General features: G+C 55.7%; 17 protein-coding genes. 7 read left to right on the top strand and 10 right to left on the bottom strand.

Annotation, left to right across the window (positions count from 1 at the left end; all coding sequences use genetic code 11):
• Nucleotides 1-8: 8 nt before the first annotated feature.
• Nucleotides 9-1,328: a PAS domain-containing methyl-accepting chemotaxis protein gene (locus C4J88_RS20610; protein ID WP_124407978.1), complete on the bottom strand. Its 1,320-nt coding sequence runs from the start codon at nt 1,326-1,328 to the stop codon at nt 9-11.
• Between the two features lie 211 nt (nt 1,329-1,539).
• Nucleotides 1,540-2,160: a TetR/AcrR family transcriptional regulator gene (locus C4J88_RS20605; protein ID WP_124371621.1), complete on the bottom strand. Its 621-nt coding sequence runs from the start codon at nt 2,158-2,160 to the stop codon at nt 1,540-1,542.
• A gap of 120 nt (nt 2,161-2,280) precedes the next feature.
• On the opposite strand from C4J88_RS20605, the gene C4J88_RS20600 reads away from it, so the two are divergent.
• From C4J88_RS20600 to C4J88_RS20590, 3 genes are all read left to right on the top strand, one after another.
• Entirely contained in the window at nt 2,281-3,339 is a 1,059-nt protein-coding gene (locus C4J88_RS20600; protein WP_124407977.1) for an MBL fold metallo-hydrolase, read from the top strand.
• A 107-nt stretch (nt 3,340-3,446) separates the two neighbouring features.
• Nucleotides 3,447-4,184: a hypothetical protein gene (locus tag C4J88_RS20595; RefSeq protein ID WP_177412924.1), complete on the top strand. Its 738-nt coding sequence runs from the start codon at nt 3,447-3,449 to the stop codon at nt 4,182-4,184.
• Nucleotides 4,185-4,382: 198 nt separating this feature from the next.
• Complete coding sequence (locus tag C4J88_RS20590) at nt 4,383-5,855, top strand: amidase family protein (protein ID WP_124408662.1); 1,473 nt, start codon at nt 4,383-4,385, stop codon at nt 5,853-5,855.
• A gap of 53 nt (nt 5,856-5,908) precedes the next feature.
• Here C4J88_RS20590 and C4J88_RS20585 read toward each other — a convergent pair whose 3' ends face one another.
• Nucleotides 5,909-6,289, bottom strand: a complete 381-nt coding sequence (locus tag C4J88_RS20585; protein ID WP_124407976.1) for a helix-turn-helix transcriptional regulator — start codon at nt 6,287-6,289, stop codon at nt 5,909-5,911.
• Nucleotides 6,290-6,398: 109 nt separating this feature from the next.
• Nucleotides 6,399-7,346 (bottom strand): hypothetical protein, encoded by a 948-nt coding sequence (locus C4J88_RS20580; protein ID WP_124407975.1) that lies wholly within the window; start codon nt 7,344-7,346, stop codon nt 6,399-6,401.
• A 191-nt stretch (nt 7,347-7,537) separates the two neighbouring features.
• On the opposite strand from C4J88_RS20580, the gene vapB reads away from it, so the two are divergent.
• Together vapB and vapC are read left to right on the top strand one after the other, a co-directional pair.
• Nucleotides 7,538-7,768 carry a type II toxin-antitoxin system VapB family antitoxin gene (gene vapB / locus C4J88_RS20575; RefSeq protein WP_124407974.1) on the top strand — a complete coding sequence of 77 codons (231 nt, stop codon included), beginning with the start codon at nt 7,538-7,540 and terminating at the stop codon, nt 7,766-7,768.
• Nucleotides 7,768-8,166, top strand: coding sequence for a tRNA(fMet)-specific endonuclease VapC (gene vapC / locus C4J88_RS20570; protein WP_124407973.1), 399 nt, complete (start codon nt 7,768-7,770; stop codon nt 8,164-8,166). Before vapB ends, vapC begins: the two co-directional genes overlap by 1 nt.
• Nucleotides 8,167-8,256: 90 nt before the next feature.
• On the opposite strand, the gene C4J88_RS20565 is transcribed toward vapC, so the two are convergent.
• The 3 genes from C4J88_RS20565 to C4J88_RS20555 all read right to left on the bottom strand — a co-directional run bounded on the left by C4J88_RS20565 (nt 8,257) and on the right by C4J88_RS20555 (nt 10,372).
• Nucleotides 8,257-8,904, bottom strand: coding sequence for an HAD-IB family hydrolase (locus C4J88_RS20565; protein ID WP_124365199.1), 648 nt, complete (start codon nt 8,902-8,904; stop codon nt 8,257-8,259).
• A gap of 73 nt (nt 8,905-8,977) precedes the next feature.
• A complete protein-coding gene (locus C4J88_RS20560; protein ID WP_124407972.1) occupies nt 8,978-9,694 on the bottom strand; it encodes an HNH endonuclease in 717 nt (238 codons plus the stop codon).
• 99 nt (nt 9,695-9,793) lie between these two features.
• The gene (locus C4J88_RS20555; protein ID WP_124407971.1) at nt 9,794-10,372 is read right to left on the bottom strand and encodes a Bro-N domain-containing protein; all 579 of its coding nucleotides are present in this window, start codon (nt 10,370-10,372) and stop codon (nt 9,794-9,796) included.
• Nucleotides 10,373-10,724: 352 nt separating this feature from the next.
• Between C4J88_RS20555 and C4J88_RS20550 the strand changes: the two genes are divergently transcribed.
• Nucleotides 10,725-12,542 carry a deaminase gene (locus tag C4J88_RS20550; RefSeq protein WP_124407970.1) on the top strand — a complete coding sequence of 606 codons (1,818 nt, stop codon included), beginning with the start codon at nt 10,725-10,727 and terminating at the stop codon, nt 12,540-12,542.
• A gap of 92 nt (nt 12,543-12,634) precedes the next feature.
• Here C4J88_RS20550 and C4J88_RS20545 read toward each other — a convergent pair whose 3' ends face one another.
• Together C4J88_RS20545 and C4J88_RS20540 are read right to left on the bottom strand one after the other, a co-directional pair.
• Nucleotides 12,635-13,885 carry a ribonucleotide-diphosphate reductase subunit beta gene (locus C4J88_RS20545; protein ID WP_124364060.1) on the bottom strand — a complete coding sequence of 417 codons (1,251 nt, stop codon included), beginning with the start codon at nt 13,883-13,885 and terminating at the stop codon, nt 12,635-12,637.
• A 483-nt stretch (nt 13,886-14,368) separates the two neighbouring features.
• The gene (locus tag C4J88_RS20540) at nt 14,369-14,638 is read right to left on the bottom strand and encodes a DUF2790 domain-containing protein (protein WP_124364059.1); all 270 of its coding nucleotides are present in this window, start codon (nt 14,636-14,638) and stop codon (nt 14,369-14,371) included.
• 398 nt (nt 14,639-15,036) lie between these two features.
• On the opposite strand from C4J88_RS20540, the gene acs reads away from it, so the two are divergent.
• Nucleotides 15,037-16,992 (top strand): acetate--CoA ligase, encoded by a 1,956-nt coding sequence (gene acs / locus C4J88_RS20535; RefSeq protein WP_124368069.1) that lies wholly within the window; start codon nt 15,037-15,039, stop codon nt 16,990-16,992.
• Between the two features lie 501 nt (nt 16,993-17,493).
• Here the strand turns inward: acs and C4J88_RS20530 are convergent.
• The gene (locus tag C4J88_RS20530; protein ID WP_124364057.1) at nt 17,494-17,751 is read right to left on the bottom strand and encodes a hypothetical protein; all 258 of its coding nucleotides are present in this window, start codon (nt 17,749-17,751) and stop codon (nt 17,494-17,496) included.
• Nucleotides 17,752-17,786: the final 35 nt, after the last annotated feature.

The raw sequence follows: 17,786 nt of genomic DNA, 5'->3' as shown, positions 1-17,786 counted from the left end.
AGAAGCCGTCAGCGGTTGCCCCGCTCGTTGGCAAACGCGCTCACCGCCTGTACCGCCTCGCTGGTGCCTTCACGGATCTGCAGGATCACCGTACCGGCCTGGTTGGCCAGTTCCACGCCCTGGGCCGCACGGTCGCGGGTGGCGTCCATGCTGTCGATGGCCTGGCGGGTTTCGTCCTGGATCATGGCGATCATGCCGGAAATTTCCGCCGTGGAGCCGCTGGTACGCGCCGCCAATTGGCGTACTTCATCGGCCACCACGGCAAAGCCGCGGCCTTGCTCGCCCGCGCGGGCCGCTTCGATGGCGGCGTTGAGGGCCAGCAGGTTGGTCTGGTCGGCGATGCCGCGAATGGTGTTGACGATGGTGGTGATCTGTTGCGACCGCTCGCCCAGCTTGGCGATCAGTTGCGAAGAGGCGTCGATATCAACGGCGATGTCGCGCATGCCGGTGGCGGTTTTCTGAATCACCTCGGCGCCTTTTTCGGCCATGTCCTGGGTGTTCAGCGACAGGTGATAGGCCTGCGCAGCGCTTTGCGCGTCGGCCGCATGCTGTTGCACACGGGCCGTGACGTCCGAGGCGAACTTCACCACTTTGCACAGGCGCCCGCTGGCGTCGTACACCGGGTTGTAGTTGGCCTCCAGCCACAGGGTATTACCGTGCTTGTCCACTCGTTCGAACTGGCCGCTGAACAGTTCACCCTGGTTCAGGCGCTTCCAGAACTCGCTATAGGCTGGGCTGCTGGCCAGCGCCGGGGTGCAGAACAGGCGGTGATGCTTGCCCTGGATCTGCGCCAGGCTGTAACCCATGCGCTGCAGGAAGTTAGCATTGGCGGTGATGATGGTGCCATCGAGGTTGAATTCGATCATCGCCATGGCGCGGTCGATGGCTTGCAGCTTGGCATTCGCTTCACTTTCGGCTTGCAGGCGGAGGGTGACGTCCATGGCGTACTTCACCACTTTGACCACGCGACCGGCTTCATCGCGTACCGGGTTGTAGCTGGCTTCCAGCCACACCGATGCGCCGTTGGCGCCTACCCGTTCAAAGGTGCCGGACTGGAATTGGCCGTTGCGCAGATGTGTCCACAGCTGGTTGTAGTCGGCGCTGCGCGCAAACGCCGGTGTGCAGAACATCCGGTGGGGCTGGCCCAGGATCTGGTCGGCGCGGTAGCCCAGGGTCTTGAAGAAATTGTCATTGGCGCGCAGCACGGTGCCCTGCACATCGAATTCGATAACCGCCATCGAACGCTCGATCGCGTCCAGCAGGCTGGCCTGTTGCGCACTGGTGTGTTGCAAGGCGGTGATGGTTTTTTTGTAAGCGTTGAATAGCATGATCGGAAGCTCGAGCAGGCATGCGTATGAGGAGTCCATGTAGATGCGCCTGACCCCGTAAGGCACCTGGGCCTCACGGTTGACTTGCTCATTGCCAGCTCCTTGTGCTGACAGAGGGGGGTGGAACAACGGGTTCAGAGTGATCGGCCTGCCAGGAAGTTCGCCTTCGGGTGGACACATTTCTAGCGAGGCGACCAATGGCGGCATTGTGCTACTGCGGCGGACTGACCTCATAGCCTGCAAGGAACAGATCAATCGCCGATTCGATCACATGAGCCTGGGACGTTGCGTCGAGGGTGGGCTGGCCAAGGGTGATCTGCGGCCAGAACGCAAAGGCTTTGAGCAGGCTTTGTATCTGATGAGCCGCGAACGCCGGGTCTTTGCAACTCAGGCGGCCGTCTTCCTGGGCGGCGCGAACCCACTGGGTAAAGCCTTCTTCGCGCTCACTCAAGCGGTTGACCATGTCTTGGGCACGTTCCGGCGAATGAATGGTGGCCGCGATGGCCACGCGTGCCAGGTCGAGGAAGTTGGCATCCGCCATCATCTTCATTTTCGCTTCCAGCAACCCACGCAGTTGATTGCGCAGTGGTTGGTCGCGGCTGTACGCCACATCCAGTTGCGCGGCGCTGCTGGCCCACAATTGGTGGAGTATTTCGGCGAACAGCTCTTCTTTACTGGGGAAGTGGTTGTAGACCGTGCGCTTGGAAACGCCGGCCGTGGCGGCGATCCTGTCCATGCTGGTGACCTCGAAGCCATTCTCGCGAAATTCGGCAATGGCCGCCGCCACGATGGCTTCGCGTTTACGGTCGGTGAGGCGTTGGGAGGCAGTCATGGAAGGCGTTCGGCTCAAAAATGAAATTACACTGGCAGTTTACTTGCTTCGGGTTTTGTTGCAATGTAGAAACTACACTGTGCAGTGTAATTTATGAGCGGACGCAGGAGTCACTCTGTAATGGCTACGATTTCAACCCGTGTTGACCCGACATCCACTGCGCTCAGGCCTGCCGAGCGCGGCCAGGGGCATTTCACCAACGACGCGCCGGTGCCCCACGGTGGCTTTGGCAAGACCTTGCGTATTTTTTGGAACATGTTGTTTAACAAGCCGCGCACCACAAGGCCTGTGGGCAACATCCCGGTACAACCCCTGACCCGCGAGCACTTGGCGGCGGCCCCTGATCACAGCGTGTTCCGCCTGGGCCATTCAACCGTGTTGTTGAAAATGCGCGGTAAATTCTGGATCACCGACCCCGTGTTCGCCGAACGCGCCTCACCGTTCAGTTGGGCCGGCCCCAAGCGCTTTCACCAACCCCCGATCAGCCTGGAGGAGTTGCCGCCGTTGGAAGCGGTGATCCTTTCCCACAATCACTACGACCACCTCGACCGCACGGCTGTGATCCAATTGGCCGCCAAGACGCGGTACTTTCTTGCGCCCTTAGGCGTGGGAGACGCCTTGGTCAAATGGGGAGTGGACGCCGCCAAGGTGCGGCAGCTGGATTGGTGGCAGGGCACCGAGGTCGATGGCATTCGTTTTGTTGCCACGCCGGCGCAGCATTTTTCCGGGCGTGGCCTGTTTGACGGCAACCAGACCCTGTGGTGTTCCTGGGTGATGATCGATGACGCGCGGCGGATCTTTTTCAGCGGCGACACGGGTTATTTCGACGGCTTCAAGCGGATCGGCGAGCAATACGGACCGTTTGACCTGACCCTGATGGAAACCGGCGCCTATAACGTCGACTGGCCTCATGTGCATATGCAGCCGGAGCAAACGTTACAGGCGCATATCGACCTCAGGGGCCGCTGGTTGCTACCGATTCACAACGGCACCTTCGACTTGGCGTTTCACGCCTGGCACGAGCCGTTCGACCGCATCATGGCGCTGGCCTGGGAGCGCAATGTGTCGATTACTACGCCGGCGATGGGGCAAGCGTTCCGGCTCAACCAGCCCGAACGAGGGCATGCGTGGTGGTTGGAGGTAGAGACTCAGGATGTAAAAGAACCGGCTGCGGGTTAGCTGAAGAGCCTGTGAAAAAGGTGTTTTTCAGGGTGTTTCGACTCTGCGACAAACGTCAGAAGAGAGTGCGATGATCCGTCGGAAAGTTAATTTCGAGGGGCGTTGCAATGAACGAGGACTGCAAGAAACTCTGGCGATTGGGCATGCCGTGCCTCTCGGCATCGTCGCTCGCCGTATCAGGCGAGCATGCCGATCCTGGTTCTTCAACCGTCACGCAGGCGCGAACCGATAACGCCAGCACCGGTGCTATCGTTTTCGGTGCCGGACGCGCTGAGGGGACGGTACTCATACCCGGCTACAACGCCTTGCCTCCAATGATCAAGCCCACGCGAGACCCCGCGTTATCACTGGTTGCCCTCAGTGGTGTCGACCCCACTGGGCCCGTGATGGTTGAAGTGCCCCTGGTGCAAAACAACAGCGCTTTTACTGGCTCCCCTGTGCTGGCGGGGTGGCGCATCGGCTATGCCATCCGCTACGTACGCGGTGGGCATGTTGAACCCACGGACCAGCGTGCGACCTTGCACCGTGCTTTCGTTATCCTCGGCCAAGCGGGTGTGCAATTAGTCGCAGTGGACGCGCCGCGTACGGACGACCCTCTCGAATCCGGTACGGCCATCGATGCGCTCGTGGCCAGCCATCGTTTGGATGCCCTGGTGTCAGACGCTCAGAGTGCGGCGTTTCATGCAGCGCGCAGAGGTGGATACCCCAGCGCCTGCCAGGCACTGGAGGATGGCACCCAACTCTGGTTTTACGGAGCCCGTTGGGCGGCTGATCGCGTGCAGGTCCTGCTGCAAACTTACCGCCAGCTTCTATCAACTGTCGCGCCCACACCGGGTACGGAATGATCATACCGGGCAGCAGGATTAGCCTGCATAGCGACGCCGGAACAGCCTCTTAGACTCGTGTTGGGTTATCGGCCGATAGCTCTCTTTCAGTCAATTAGGGGTATTTCCATGATCGGACCAGTTTCAGCAGGTGGGTGGGCGACAGGCCTGTTGCAAGCGCTTTCAAATCCGCCGCAGGGCTTCAAGGGCGCATCTCAAATGTCTGTGGAGATGGCCTGCCGCGGCGGGGTCACCTCAGAATCGCTGGTGAAAGACACGTTCCGACAAATTGCCAATATTGATCATGGGCTGCAGGGCGGTAACGCGTTCATAGAAACCAACCCGGATGCGCTCCAGCAAGCCAGGGCGCTGGACCTTGAACGGGAAAAAGGCCAGGTGCGCGGGTATTTGCACGGCGTTCCGATCGCGCTCAAGGATGTATTCGAAACCAAGGACCGGATGCAGACAAGCGCCGGTTCCAAGGCTCTGGTGGGCAAGGCCGCCACTCAAAATGCCAAGGTCGTGGACAACTTGCTGAAGGCCGGCGTGGTGGTTGTAGGTAAAACCAACATGAGCGAGCTGTCGAACTTCCGCTCTGAATTACCGGTGGATGGCTGGAGTTCCCGAGGTGGCCAGACGCTGAACCCGCATCGCCTGGGCGGGACGGTAGCGGGTTCGAGCTCAGGTTCTGCCGTAGCGGTTGCCCAAGGGCATGTGCCGCTGGCGTTAGGGGTGGAAACCAACGGATCGATCACTACTCCCGCGGCCTACAACGGCGTTTTTGGCTTGAAAACCTCCGTGGGCTTGCTGAGTACCGAGGGTGTCATGACCAGTTCACGCATGGATACGATTGGCACGTTCACGCGCAATGTCTGCGATGCGGCAGAAGCGCTCAACGCCATGACCGAGACCACGCTTTACACCGAGGGACTGCGCTCCGATGCCTTGAAAGGCAAGCGAATTGGCTACACGCCTGTGCCTGAATTGTCCGTAGAGGAGGCCAAAGACCCCGCGAAGCGGGCGGACCGTAAGCATTACGCGGATGCGCTTGAGGTGTTGAAGTCTCAAGGTGCGATCCTGGTGCCCGTGGGAACGCTGGAGGATGGCGTCGCTGAGCAAACCTACGCCGATTACAACGAAGCATTATTTTCAGACGTCAAGCACCAACTGGAAGAGTATCTCGCCGGGCGCGAGGGTTTGCCTGTCAAATCGCTTTCGGAGCTGATTGCTTTTAATAAGCGTCACCAGCAGCCCGGTGAGCCGGACCAGAAAGTGTTGGAGCTTATCAATGGCCTGGTGAGCACTCAGGACCAGCGCGATAAGCTGTGGGCGGCCGTCATTCCGGTTTTCCAGAAAACCATCGATGATCCGATGAAAAAGCACAGGCTCGATGCGATGGTGTCGAACTTCCTCTCAAACAACTATTTTTTCAGCGCTGCGGCAGGTTACCCGGCAATGTCCATTCCGTCCGGCCTTGATGATGAGGGGATGCCAACGGCGCTTTACCTTTACGGGTCGGCTAACAACGATGCCACAGTGCTGTCGGCGGCCTATGTTTATGAGCAAGCCACACGGGCGATTAAACAGCCGGCATTCCGCCCTGGCACTCCCTTTACGCCAGCACCCGTAATGGCAGATAACGCGGTTGGGGGCCTGCAGGCAACGTCTGAATGTGATTCAGCCTCTGCGTGAAAGCAGCATGAAAGCGGGCTAATCCATCGCGTTGCCGCTGATCAGGCTGGACTCTACGCACCATTCGGTTGGGGAGTGGGTGACTCATTTGCTGCAGCGGGTGAGCCCAGCAACCGAGAGAGGAGGCCTGGCGCCGCCGGTTCGGCCGATATGCTGTCGAACCGGCGTTTACTCATCCCCCACCCCGGTGCGAACCCTGGGAAAAACACCAGCCCTTGAGCTTCTAGGCAAAATGCGAGGGCCAATCGAGTGTCATCATCCACGTCGCCGTGGCTTTCCAATTGTTGAATGGCTTGCACCGCCACGCCAGCCTCGCGGGCCAGGTCTTCGCGGCTCCAGCCCAACATGATGCGCGCCTGGGCGCAGTGTTTGGCGGTGAATTGATGAAGGACGATCTGCTGTTCTACGTAAGAGCTCATTGCCAGAGAGGACATGGGGATTTCTCCAGGTTCGACAGGGGAGGCACAACTATACTGTGTTTTTATACAGGTGTTTGTACCGCTCATCAACTCAGGGCAATGGGTGGTATTTTTCAGTGAGCGTTTACTCCATCCCCGGCGCCTCCCGGATGATCAGATGATCCAGGTTTTCAATATTCGCGCTGAATACCCCGAACGTCTGTTCGGGGTTCTTCTGGCTCGGTACCTGCTTGAGCTGCGGCGTCACGCCGTAGAAAAAGCAATACAACGGTCGTTCGCTGCCTGCAGCGGCCTTGATCTGCTCCAGGAATGCCGTGCGCTTGCGGTAGCTATCGAGCAGTTTCTTGCTCAGGTAGACGTTGACGGAGTAGGGCTTCTTGTCGAGCCATACCTTCTTTTCAAAATCGATGCGAACACTATTGGTGTAGTCCTTGATGGCTTTGATCTTGCCCCAATAGATCAGGCCCTGGTTGTCTTGCAGGTATTCGATTTTCTTGAAAAACGTCCAGTACGTCGCCGTGTGCTCGCCGATTTTCAACGGCATTGATTTGAGCTTGTCCTTGTCGTCGATATTCGACACGTAGCATTCCACCGGGTGGGCGAATACGCTGGTTTTATCCGGGATAGTGTCGGTGTTGGCGTGGGATGTGGAGACCCGATTCGCGGGGGCTTTCACCGGGTCTTGCAAGGCGACGTTCTCGGCGCCTGTCAGAAGGCTCCTACGTGTGTATTGACGTCGTGTGAGCACAAACTCCGACGGGAAATTTTCCTCGCGCTCGTCATCGCTTTCACCGGGCGCGCTCTTATGGGTGCTGGCGTAGCGGCAACCATCGATATGCAGGGTGCTGGTCTTGTTCTTGAAATGCGGCGTGCGCTGGTAGTTGACGTTTTTCGCGTTGAAGGTGCTCAGTGTATTGCCCGTATCAAATGCCGCACGGCACACATCGTTGGGGCAGAGAAAGCGGTCGTTGTCGGAATCGAAATCGGCGGTTTCGTCGAAATTCAGGTCTCGTACGTCATAGATTGACAGTTTGTCATCGAGACTCAGGCTATAGGCCGTGTCGAATTTCATGGGGCTCGGGTCCGTGAGAGGTTTGGCTATTAATAGCGAGAACCTGCGCAAATATCAGCAAGAACCTGCAACCCGTCGCCCACTCAGGAAGCAATCGACGCTTGACCAGTAACGAAAATGTATATCCCGTTGACATATCCATGCCGTGGTGTAGCGTTGCGTAATCACTTGATTGCTGGAGGTAAGTCATTATGGACCAAGGTTCTGTATTCCAAAGTAACCGCAGCCAAGCTGTGCGTTTGCCAAAGGCCGCTGCACTACCGGATGACGTAAAACGTGTAGATGTTGTCTCAATTGGCAGAGCACGAATCATCACTCCGGCTGGTGAGTCATGGGACAGCTGGTTTGATGGAGAGGGCGTCACGCCGGACTTCATGAACGACCGCGAGCAGCCTGCTGACCAAGAGCGGGAATCTTTTTAATGCTCAAGTTCATGCTCGATACCAACATCTGCATCTTTACCATCAAAAACAGACCCCAGCAGGTGCGCGAAACATTCAAAAAGCACTATGGCCAATTGGCCATTAGTACAGTGACCCTGATGGAGCTGATTTACGGTGCGGAAAAATCATCCAACCCAGAGCGAAACCTGGCCGATATCGAAGGCTTTGCAGCACGTCTGGAAGTCCTGAAATACGACCAGGATGCCGCCATGCACACAGGCCAGCTTCGCGCAGAGCTGGCGAGAGCAGGTACTCCGATAGGGCCATATGACCAGATGATCGCTGGGCATGCGCGTTCGCAGGGCCTGATTATGGTCACTAACAACCGGCGCGAGTTCGACCGTGTGCCAGGTTTGCGGGTAGAGGATTGGGTATAAGCGGCACGGGATCAAATGTGAGAGCTCTCGAGCCCCAGCGAGGCTGCGAAGGGATCGCCTCGCTGTCCCTGCCGATCCCAATGACCCACATCACCGCTGCAACCGGGCCCGCCTTTTCTTCTTCGCATGAAAATGCCGAAAATGCGCATCCTGAGCCGCCGCCAGCAACTCCCGATCCCCGCGCGTATCGCCCCAGGCCCGCAGCCGATACTCGCCCAGATCCCCATACACCGCCTCAAGCCGCAGCACCTTATTCTCACAGCGGCAATTATTCCCGGTGAGCTTGCCGGTCAACACCCCGTCGACCACCTCAAGCTCAGTCCCAATCAAGCGGATCCCCAGCCGATCGGCAAACGGCTGCAACACCAGCGCCGGCGACGCCGAACACAGCGTCACCACCGCCCCCGAGCCCAACTCCTGCTCCACCGACAACACGCCCGCCGGGCGCATCAACCGCGCCCAATTGCGCTGGCAGTACTCCTCGGCCTTGCGCTGCACCCACGCCTTCTCCACCCCGGTCATAAAGGTGCGAATCAGCTGCGCCTTCAACTCATCCCGGCTGATCTGCCGCACCAAAAAGCGCAGCCCCGGCACCGCCAGCTTGACCATCCGGCCATAAAACGCGCCAGTGCCGAAGGCAAACTTGAGGAAGGGCACGAAACTGTCGTGGTGGGTGAGGGTGCCGTCGAAGTCAAAGACGGAAAGTACTTTGGCGTCAACGGGGCCGGCTTCGAGCATGTCTGGGTTCACGGGTTGGCCTCGGTCCTATCTAGTATTTTTTTGAATGTGCATCAGGTGTGACAGCAGGAGTCTACTCCCGTGCCAATCTTCCGATTTTGGCGTAAAGCCCTTCGGTGAACGCCTCCCGGTCACTCGACCGGTGACAACGCTGATGGCAATTGGGGCACAAGGCTACAGCATTGCTGATGCGATCCGAACCCTTCTGGGCTAGGTGCTTGACGTGATGTACTTCAAGAAATGGCTGGTCATCGTCTAGATTAAACGGCGCAAACAGTCCGCAACCCTCGCAAATACCTGCCGCTTGCTGGCGTACCCAGGCCCGTACTTCCGGGTCGCGTACATAGGATGTGTTGGTGGTACTGACTTGTTGGGGGGTAGCGATGCCTTCGGGCTTGGTCTTGATAGGTTTGCTTTGAAGCTTTGCTGCACGCCGTTCCAGTAACCCGTCATCAGACGTTGGGGCGTTGTCTTGAGATTCAACGATGCCCCGCTGTGCAAGTATCCGAATGATACGAGAGACGATTCCCGAGCCGACATTGTTTGCGGCTGTGTAACCAGCAATCGGTTTCTGATTCAGAGTCTCAAACACGGCGGAAATATTGCGCATGCGATAGTCGACTGACGCAGAGGACCTAGCGCCCAGCGCACCGGCGCGTAAAAGCTCGTGTTCGACTGATTTTTTATATGGCTGGCCAGCGTCCTCCAGCCTCAACATCTTGAGATAAGCATCAACGGAAGCTTCAAGCTCCTCATCGCTCCATCCGGGATTACCTTTTTGCGTATCCATACAGCCGCCGAGGGTAGAAAACCCTCGGACGATACTGAGTAGCCACTACTGCGTCTACGAAATTTCCTACAAGTCGCTGGGATTCGGCGGTCGTCTGCGTTAGTAGATTCGCTGCCTCATTCGGAAAGTTTTAATAACCTTGCGCCACCACGGAACCCTTGCTGACTCTTTCCGATAGGTTCGATTGCCCAACAGATATGGCATGTCTCGGAGGCGAATCCAGCCTTCATCCTGCCAATGCAGCAGGTTCAGCGACATCTCTGGCCAATCCAGCATGCTCAATAGGGGTCGCTCCACCGTTCGCGGCTGACGCTCGTCGCGCAACGTCGGGACGACTTCATGAGTGAGCCAGCTACGCAGTAGGCGATTTCCCGGTGTGTAGTGATAGACCAGCAATGCATACGCGCCGGATTCGCTAATCATCAGCATTTCTTCCGGCTGACCATGGAATAGCAGTTTTATGGTCCTTCGTTGGTCCTCATCGAGCTTGCGCGTCGTTCGTTCATCCAGGTACCAGCCCATCAAACGCCCAAGGTCGCGAGCGCAGAACCAGGGTTGGTTTTCTAGAAGAAGCGCATGTAGCGAATGAGTGTGGCGGGTGAAGACGGTAGCGATGAACGGATCAGGTATAGCCACCCTTCCCGTGGTCGGTGAGTCGAGCAGATACCGGCTATGCATTCTTATGACCTCTACGTGATTTTTGGGAGTGATAGAGCCCCAACGTAGAGTGTGGATTAAAGAAATCCCAACGGGCGCCTCTCAATACAACATGAGTTCCGGCTGAGCTGAGGTCAGGCGGATTCTTGACTGTGCGATTGAGGGTTGCTTCTACGTTGGGCGTTTCTTAGGCACCTGAAACGAGGCTAGCTGTAAACAAGGACTTCGATCAACTCTTCAGGTAGTGAAAAATAAGTAAGAAATTTCCTGGATTTCTGTGCAGTTGTGCAATATGTGATCTACTCTAGAGTGGCCATTCGCCACTTTCTTTGGATTGTGATATTAATAAAATTTCTGTGCTAACGAGGAATCTATGGATAGTAGTACTGCGTCAGCAATTGACAATATTTATAAAGAAACGAAAAACTTTCTCATAATCGGCTTGACAGGGCGAACTGGATCAGGATGCACTACCGCAGCTAAGATATTGTCTTCAGATGAGATAAATGTTCCAGGTGAAGGTTATGAAGGGCTGACTGAAAATGAGTTAAAGAAACATAGGATTATAAAGAGGTATATCGACGGTAGTGGCTGGCAATCATTTTATAGAGTTGAGGTTAGTTGCGTTATTACGTATCACTTGTCTATTTTATCTGTTCGTGCCTTTAGCACTTATTTGACGAATTTTTTTCCTGATTTTTCTAGGTCAGAGATAGTTGAGGCATCAAGGGTATTTCATACAGTGAGAAAAAAAGTAATTAAGCTTAATTTGAATTATGGGGTGCTTGCTCAAAGTCAAGTTTTAGATTGGTTTGATCTTTATTTGAAAGAGCTGCCCGTAATAACTAATAAATTAAGGGTTGTGCTAGGTGGGGCGAACTTTACTCGGCTTTACCAGAAAACTGGGGATAATATAAGAGCATCTGCACGAGCAGATGTATCGGGGTTTATTGCTGGGGAGATATTTAATTTTCCTAAGCATATTAATTTTATCATTAAAGTTGTTCGGGCGAAGACGAAGTTGGAGGGTTTGCCTTGTCGCATTGTGATTGATGCTATCAGAAGTCCTTATGAAGCTTTCTTTCTTAAGCGTAGATATGCAAACTTCTATTTGTTCTCTATTAATACTACGGATGTTGAGAGGCGTCGTAGTTTGCGAGAGTTTCGAAAGTTTTCAATTGAAGTGATTGCTGAAATAGATGCTAAGGAATATCCGAGTAAGCTCTCCGGAGCAGAGAGATTCATTGCGCAAAATATGCAAGAGTGCATAGAGAACTCCGATGTGCATATTCATAATTCGAAGGGTAGTGAGTTTAATCACAATGATTTGGTAAGCCAGTTAGCCTGGTATGTGACGCTGATGGCTAGGCCTGGAATTATAATGCCTACGTCTTTGGAAAACTGTATGCAGATAGCGTACACAGCGAAGCAAAATTCTGGTTGTATATCTAGACAGGTTGGGGCTGTCGTCACAGATGAGTCTTATAGTATTAAATCAGTTGGTTGGAATAGTACACCTCAAGGACAAACGCCATGTATATTGAGAAGCGCAGAGGACTTACTGCTAGGGCTAAATAAAGACGACTATAGTGACTACGAGCAAAAAGATCCTAAATTTAGGGCGGCATTAAGTAATAAGTTTTCCAAAATAATCGCTAAGAGTGGGCAGGGGGATAGGAATCTATCGTTCTGCTTTAAGGGAATACAGAACGAGATCGAAGGTGAGAAAAATCAGGTTCATACTCGATCTTTACATGCCGAAGAAAATGCCTTTATGCAAATATCGAAGCATGGAGGGCAAAAGCTTGCAGGCGGAGTATTGTTTACTACCGCTAGTCCATGCGAGCTTTGTGCCAAAAAAGCGTATCAGCTAGGATTAAAGAAAATTGTTTATATAGATCCGTATCCTGGAATTGCAACTGACCATATTTTATCGGCGGGATCTAGGCGCCCGGAACTTGAGCTCTTTAGAGGGGCGGTGGGGCGAGCTTTTTATCAGTTGTATCAGCCTTTGATGCCTTACAAAGATGAGGTGGAGTTAGTTTTTGACCTGGGTGTATATCATGACCCCAAGAGGCCGTCGAAAAATTTTCTATTAGACGAGAATTTTAAGTTGTCAGAACGCAATGAGTTTCTTGAAAGTGAGTTGGTTCGGCTGAACACAATTTTGAATGGTGGAAGTTCGCTTTAAGGTTTGTTCGGTTTTAAGATAAATAAGCCCTCGCTTTGAGGGCTCACTCATTACTTTGATCAGTACCAGCTAAGTGCTGTTTTATTTTGTAATTAGTCCCAGCTCAAAGCCCCGCCAGTCTGATACTCAATCACCCGAGTCTCAAAGAAATTCTTCTCTTTCTTCAAGTCCATAATCTCGCTCATCCACGGGAACGGATTAGTAGTCCCCGGATACTCTTCCTTCAACCCAATCTGCGACAAACGACGGTTAGCGATGAACTTCAGATAGTCCTCCATCATCGCCGCATTCATACCGAGAACACCGCGCGGCATGGTATCCCGCGCATATTCGATCTCCAGCTGCGTCCCTTGCAGAATCATCTGGGTCGCTTCTTCCTTCATCTCGGCATCCCACAGGTGCGGGTTTTCGATTTTGATCTGGTTGATCACATCGATACCAAAGTTCAGGTGCATCGACTCGTCGCGCAGGATGTACTGGAACTGCTCGGCCACGCCGGTCATTTTGTTGCGGCGGCCCATGGAGAGGATCTGGGTGAAGCCGCAGTAGAAGAAGATGCCTTCCAGCACGCAGTAGTAGGCGACCAGGTTGCGCAGCAGTTCCTTGTCGGTGTCGACGGTGCCGGTTTCGAACTTCGGATCGGAGATCGAGCGGGTGTACTTCAGGCCCCAGGCGGCCTTTTTGGCGACCGATGGAATCTCGTGGTACATGTTGAAAATCTCGCCTTCATCCATGGCCAGGGATTCGATGCAGTACTGGTAGGCGTGGGTGTGGATCGCTTCTTCGAAGGCCTGGCGCAGGATGTACTGACGGCACTCCGGGTTGGTGATCAGGCGGTACACGGCCAGCACCAGGTTGTTGGCGACCAACGAATCCGCCGTGGAGAAGAAGCCGAGGTTGCGCATGACGATGCGGCGTTCGTCGTCGGTCAGGCCTTCGGGGTCTTTCCACAGGGCGATGTCGGCGGTCATGTTGACCTCTTGCGGCATCCAGTGGTTGGCGCAGCCGTCGAGGTATTTCTGCCAGGCCCAGTCGTACTTGAAGGGCACGAGCTGGTTGAGGTCGGCGCGGCAGTTGATCATGCGCTTTTCGTCAACGGCGACGCGGGCGGAGGCGCCTTCGAGTTCGGCGAGGCCTTCGGCGACGTCGAGTTTGTCCAGGGCGGCCTTGGCGCGCACGATGGCGGCGGAGTCATTGGCGGTGACGGCGCGGGCTTCGATGGCGGCGGCAGCGCCGGCCCCGTCGAGGCGGTCCATGTTGGCTTCGGTGGCGTGGCCGGCGTTGGCGCCTTTGGTGGCTACTTCGCCTTCTTCTTCTTTGTCGAATTCGTCCCAGCTCAGCATGACGTGTCGTCTCCTGCGTGAGGGCTCAAAGGTGCCCGTGTGAACCCGGATGGTTGGGTGTTCACACGGCCCCAGGGCCGCGGTGGATCTTAAGGAATCGTTTGTTGCAGCAGCTAGCGCAGGCATTAAACGCAATTGGGTTACGGGTTCTGCATGAGGCTTGAGGTGCGGAGCGGCGGGGGCTTGCTCCAGCGGAGGCCTCAGGTCTGGCTCTTCGTCCCTGTGTAAAGGGATATTGCAGGCCCGATTTACCCGCGCATTATAGGGAAAAATTCGGGTTTGTGTTGTGGCGGATTGTCCCGGTGAGCGGACAAAAAGGCTGCTATTTGGGCCAGGGCGAGGGTTTGCAGGGGGTTGGCGGGGGAGGAATTTTTTGACGGGCGGTGGGATGTTTTTTTGTGGAGGGGAGGGCGGTGGATTAAGGACCGGCTCTTTGCCGCAAGAACGATTTCTTGCGGCGAACAAGAATCCACTAACCAATAATCAACCGTTAGAGCAACCATTACCCATTACATGATAATTAAGAATATGACGCTGGCCTTGGGAATCTTCATATTCCATCTTCGCCGGTACAACTTCGCATACTTCCGGGATGTTGCTCATGGAGACCACTTTAGCGACGTCCAAGTGGGTGCTGTAGGTATAGTCCTCAACAATCGGGGCGTTCTGGCCAGCCAGCTCGGTCGGGGCTTCGTCGGCCAGGGCGGCGGTGGCGCACAGGCTGCTGAGGGCTAAAACTAATAACGCTTTCATTTCTCTATTTACCTTCTTCAGGGCGAAAGGGGTCACGGGGCCCTTGTGAGGCCGCGTGTGTAACTTGAGAGTTGGGAAGTTCGGATTAACGTTGCCTTCGTGGGGGCTGTTGCGGTGTTAATCTCGGTGTCGTGTTGACGGGGTTGATTCTAGGCCTGCGGCTTATATTCATATACCCGTGGTTTTGATAAACACTTTTGGCAGTTTTTGTAACAATCCCTCCATGAAGGTTTTTTCAGAAACCTGCGAAGCGCCACGGGGCGCGGGCCAGAGCGGCAGCTGGGCATAGCTGGGTAATTTGTAGGGTCTTGTTACTACCATCGTCGAATGGTTCTATAGGCCCACCCCGGCTACAACAGGGGCCATACAACAACAACTATGTCACCGAGGTAAGAAAGATGAGTGCGGCTTCCCTGTACCCCGTTCGCCCCGAAGTAGCAGCCAACACGCTGACCGACGAGGCGACCTACAAGGCGATGTACCAGCAATCGGTGGTCAATCCCGATGGTTTCTGGCGCGAGCAAGCCAAGCGTCTTGACTGGATCAAGCCTTTCACCACGGTGAAGCAGACGTCGTTCGACGATCACCATGTCGACATCAAGTGGTTCGCCGATGGCACCCTGAACGTTTCCTACAACTGCCTGGACCGTCACCTCGCCGAGCGCGGCGACCAGATCGCGATCATCTGGGAGGGCGATGACCCTGCCGAGAGCCGCAACATCACGTACCGCGAGCTGCATGAACAAGTCTGCAAGTTCGCCAACGCCCTGCGCGGCCAGGATGTGCATCGCGGCGACGTGGTGACTATCTATATGCCGATGATCCCCGAAGCTGTGGTCGCCATGCTCGCCTGCACCCGCATCGGTGCGATTCATTCCGTGGTGTTCGGCGGTTTCTCGCCGGAAGCCCTGGCCGGTCGCATCATCGACTGTAAGTCGAAGGTGGTGATCACTGCCGACGAAGGCATTCGCGCCGGTAAGAAGATTCCGCTGAAGGCCAACGTCGATGACGCACTGACCAACCCGGAAACCAGCAGCATCCAGAAGGTCATTGTGTGCAAGCGCACCAATGGCACGATCAAGTGGAACCAGCATCGCGACATCTGGTACGAAGACCTGATGAAAGTGGCGGGCACTGTGTGTGCGCCCAAAGAGATGGGCGCCGAAGAAGCGCTGTTCATCCTCTACACCTCCGGTTCCACCGGCAAGCCCAAGGGCGTGCAACACACCACCGGCGGTTACCTGCTGTATGCAGCCCTGACCCATGAGCGCGTGTTCGACTACCGCCCTGGCGAAATCTACTGGTGCACCGCCGACGTGGGCTGGGTCACCGGCCACACCTATATTGTCTACGGCCCGCTGGCGAATGGCGCGACCACCTTGCTGTTCGAAGGTGTGCCGAACTATCCGGACATCACCCGGGTGGCGAAAATCGTCGACAAGCACAAGGTCAATATTCTCTACACCGCACCCACCGCGATCCGCGCGATGATGGCATCGGGCACCGCCGCCGTTGAAGGCGCCGATGGCAGCAGCCTGCGCCTGTTGGGCTCGGTAGGCGAGCCGATCAACCCGGAAGCCTGGGACTGGTACTACAAGAATGTCGGCCAATCCCGTTGCCCGATTGTCGACACCTGGTGGCAGACCGAAACCGGCGGCAACATGATGAGCCCGCTGCCGGGCGCCCATGCGCTCAAGCCGGGTTCGGCGGCGCGGCCGTTCTTTGGCGTGGTGCCGGCGTTGGTGGACAACCTCGGCAACCTGATCGAAGGCGCGGCCGAGGGCAACCTGGTGATCCTCGATTCGTGGCCGGGCCAGGCGCGTACGCTGTTTGGCGATCATGACCGTTTCGTCGATACCTACTTCAAGACCTTCCGTGGCATGTATTTCACCGGCGACGGTGCGCGGCGCGACGAGGACGGCTACTACTGGATCACCGGGCGTGTGGACGACGTGTTGAACGTGTCGGGCCACCGCATGGGCACGGCCGAGATCGAAAGCGCGATGGTGGCACACCCGAAAGTCGCGGAAGCGGCGGTGGTCGGCGTGCCGCATGACATCAAGGGGCAGGGCATTTATGTCTATGTCACTTTGATCGGTGGCGAAGAGCCGACCGAACAATTGCGCCTGGAGCTGAAAAACTGGGTGCGCAAGGAAATCGGCCCGATTGCCTCACCGGACGTGATCCAGTGGGCGCCAGGCTTGCCGAAGACGCGTTCGGGGAAAATCATGCGGCGGATTCTGCGCAAGATTGCCACGGCTGAGTATGACGGGTTGGGGGATATCTCCACCCTGGCCGACCCGGGGGTGGTGGCGCATTTGATCGAGACGCACAAGACCATGAACGTCGCGTAAGGCGGAGTGGATGGGAAAGAGCCCCATTCGGCGTAGGCCGGGTGGGGCTTTTTCATGGTCTCTCGAAATCACTACAAATCCAATGTGGGAGGGGGCTTGCCCTAATGCCAGTCAGTTAAGAAGTAGAAAGGGTAAAAAGTAATCTGTGGCGAGGGAGCTTGCTCCCGCTGGACTGCGCAGCAGTCCCATTTTTGGGGCCGCTTCGCGGCCCAGCGGGAGCAAGCTCCCTCGCCACAGGTACAGTGTTCGTCCTTAACTGACTGGCATTAGGGCTTGCCCCCTCCCACATTTGGATTGCATTTCAAGGCCTGTACAGCTGCTGCCTGCATAGCCAGCTGACAAATAAATATCGGTTTTCACAGTAGGACATTTCTGAATGTTACCGGTTAACGCAAATGTGTAACCCCGCGCCCACGCATGAGGCAAACGGCTACGCTCGCGCCCAGGAAAACCGCGTTTCAGACACCCTTTGAAATAAGATTAAACGCCACACTTGCCGTGCTAGAAGGGTTTGCGAATAATAGGCCCGCAATTTGCAGCATCAGCTGGTTTAATATCTTTTGTCTCTGCATAAAATTCAGAGGCTGTCAATGAGTTGGAACCGCTTTCTCGGTGCTTCTGTAAATTGTTGTCGCATTGAGGAAATATCGGCTTCCAGCCTGTCGTTAGAATGCCGATCACTCGCTCGTCGTCGCTGGCACGCACTGGCGCAGGACGCTGCACCGCTTTCGGTTTCACCTTCGCCGCATCGTGGGCCATGGCTCATACTGCTGTTTTGCCCTATACCGATGGAG

It is taken from the genome of Pseudomonas sp. R4-39-08, from assembly GCF_003852275.1.
Lineage (GTDB): Bacteria > Pseudomonadota > Gammaproteobacteria > Pseudomonadales > Pseudomonadaceae > Aquipseudomonas.
This window is presented reverse-complemented; position numbering and strand designations above follow the sequence as displayed.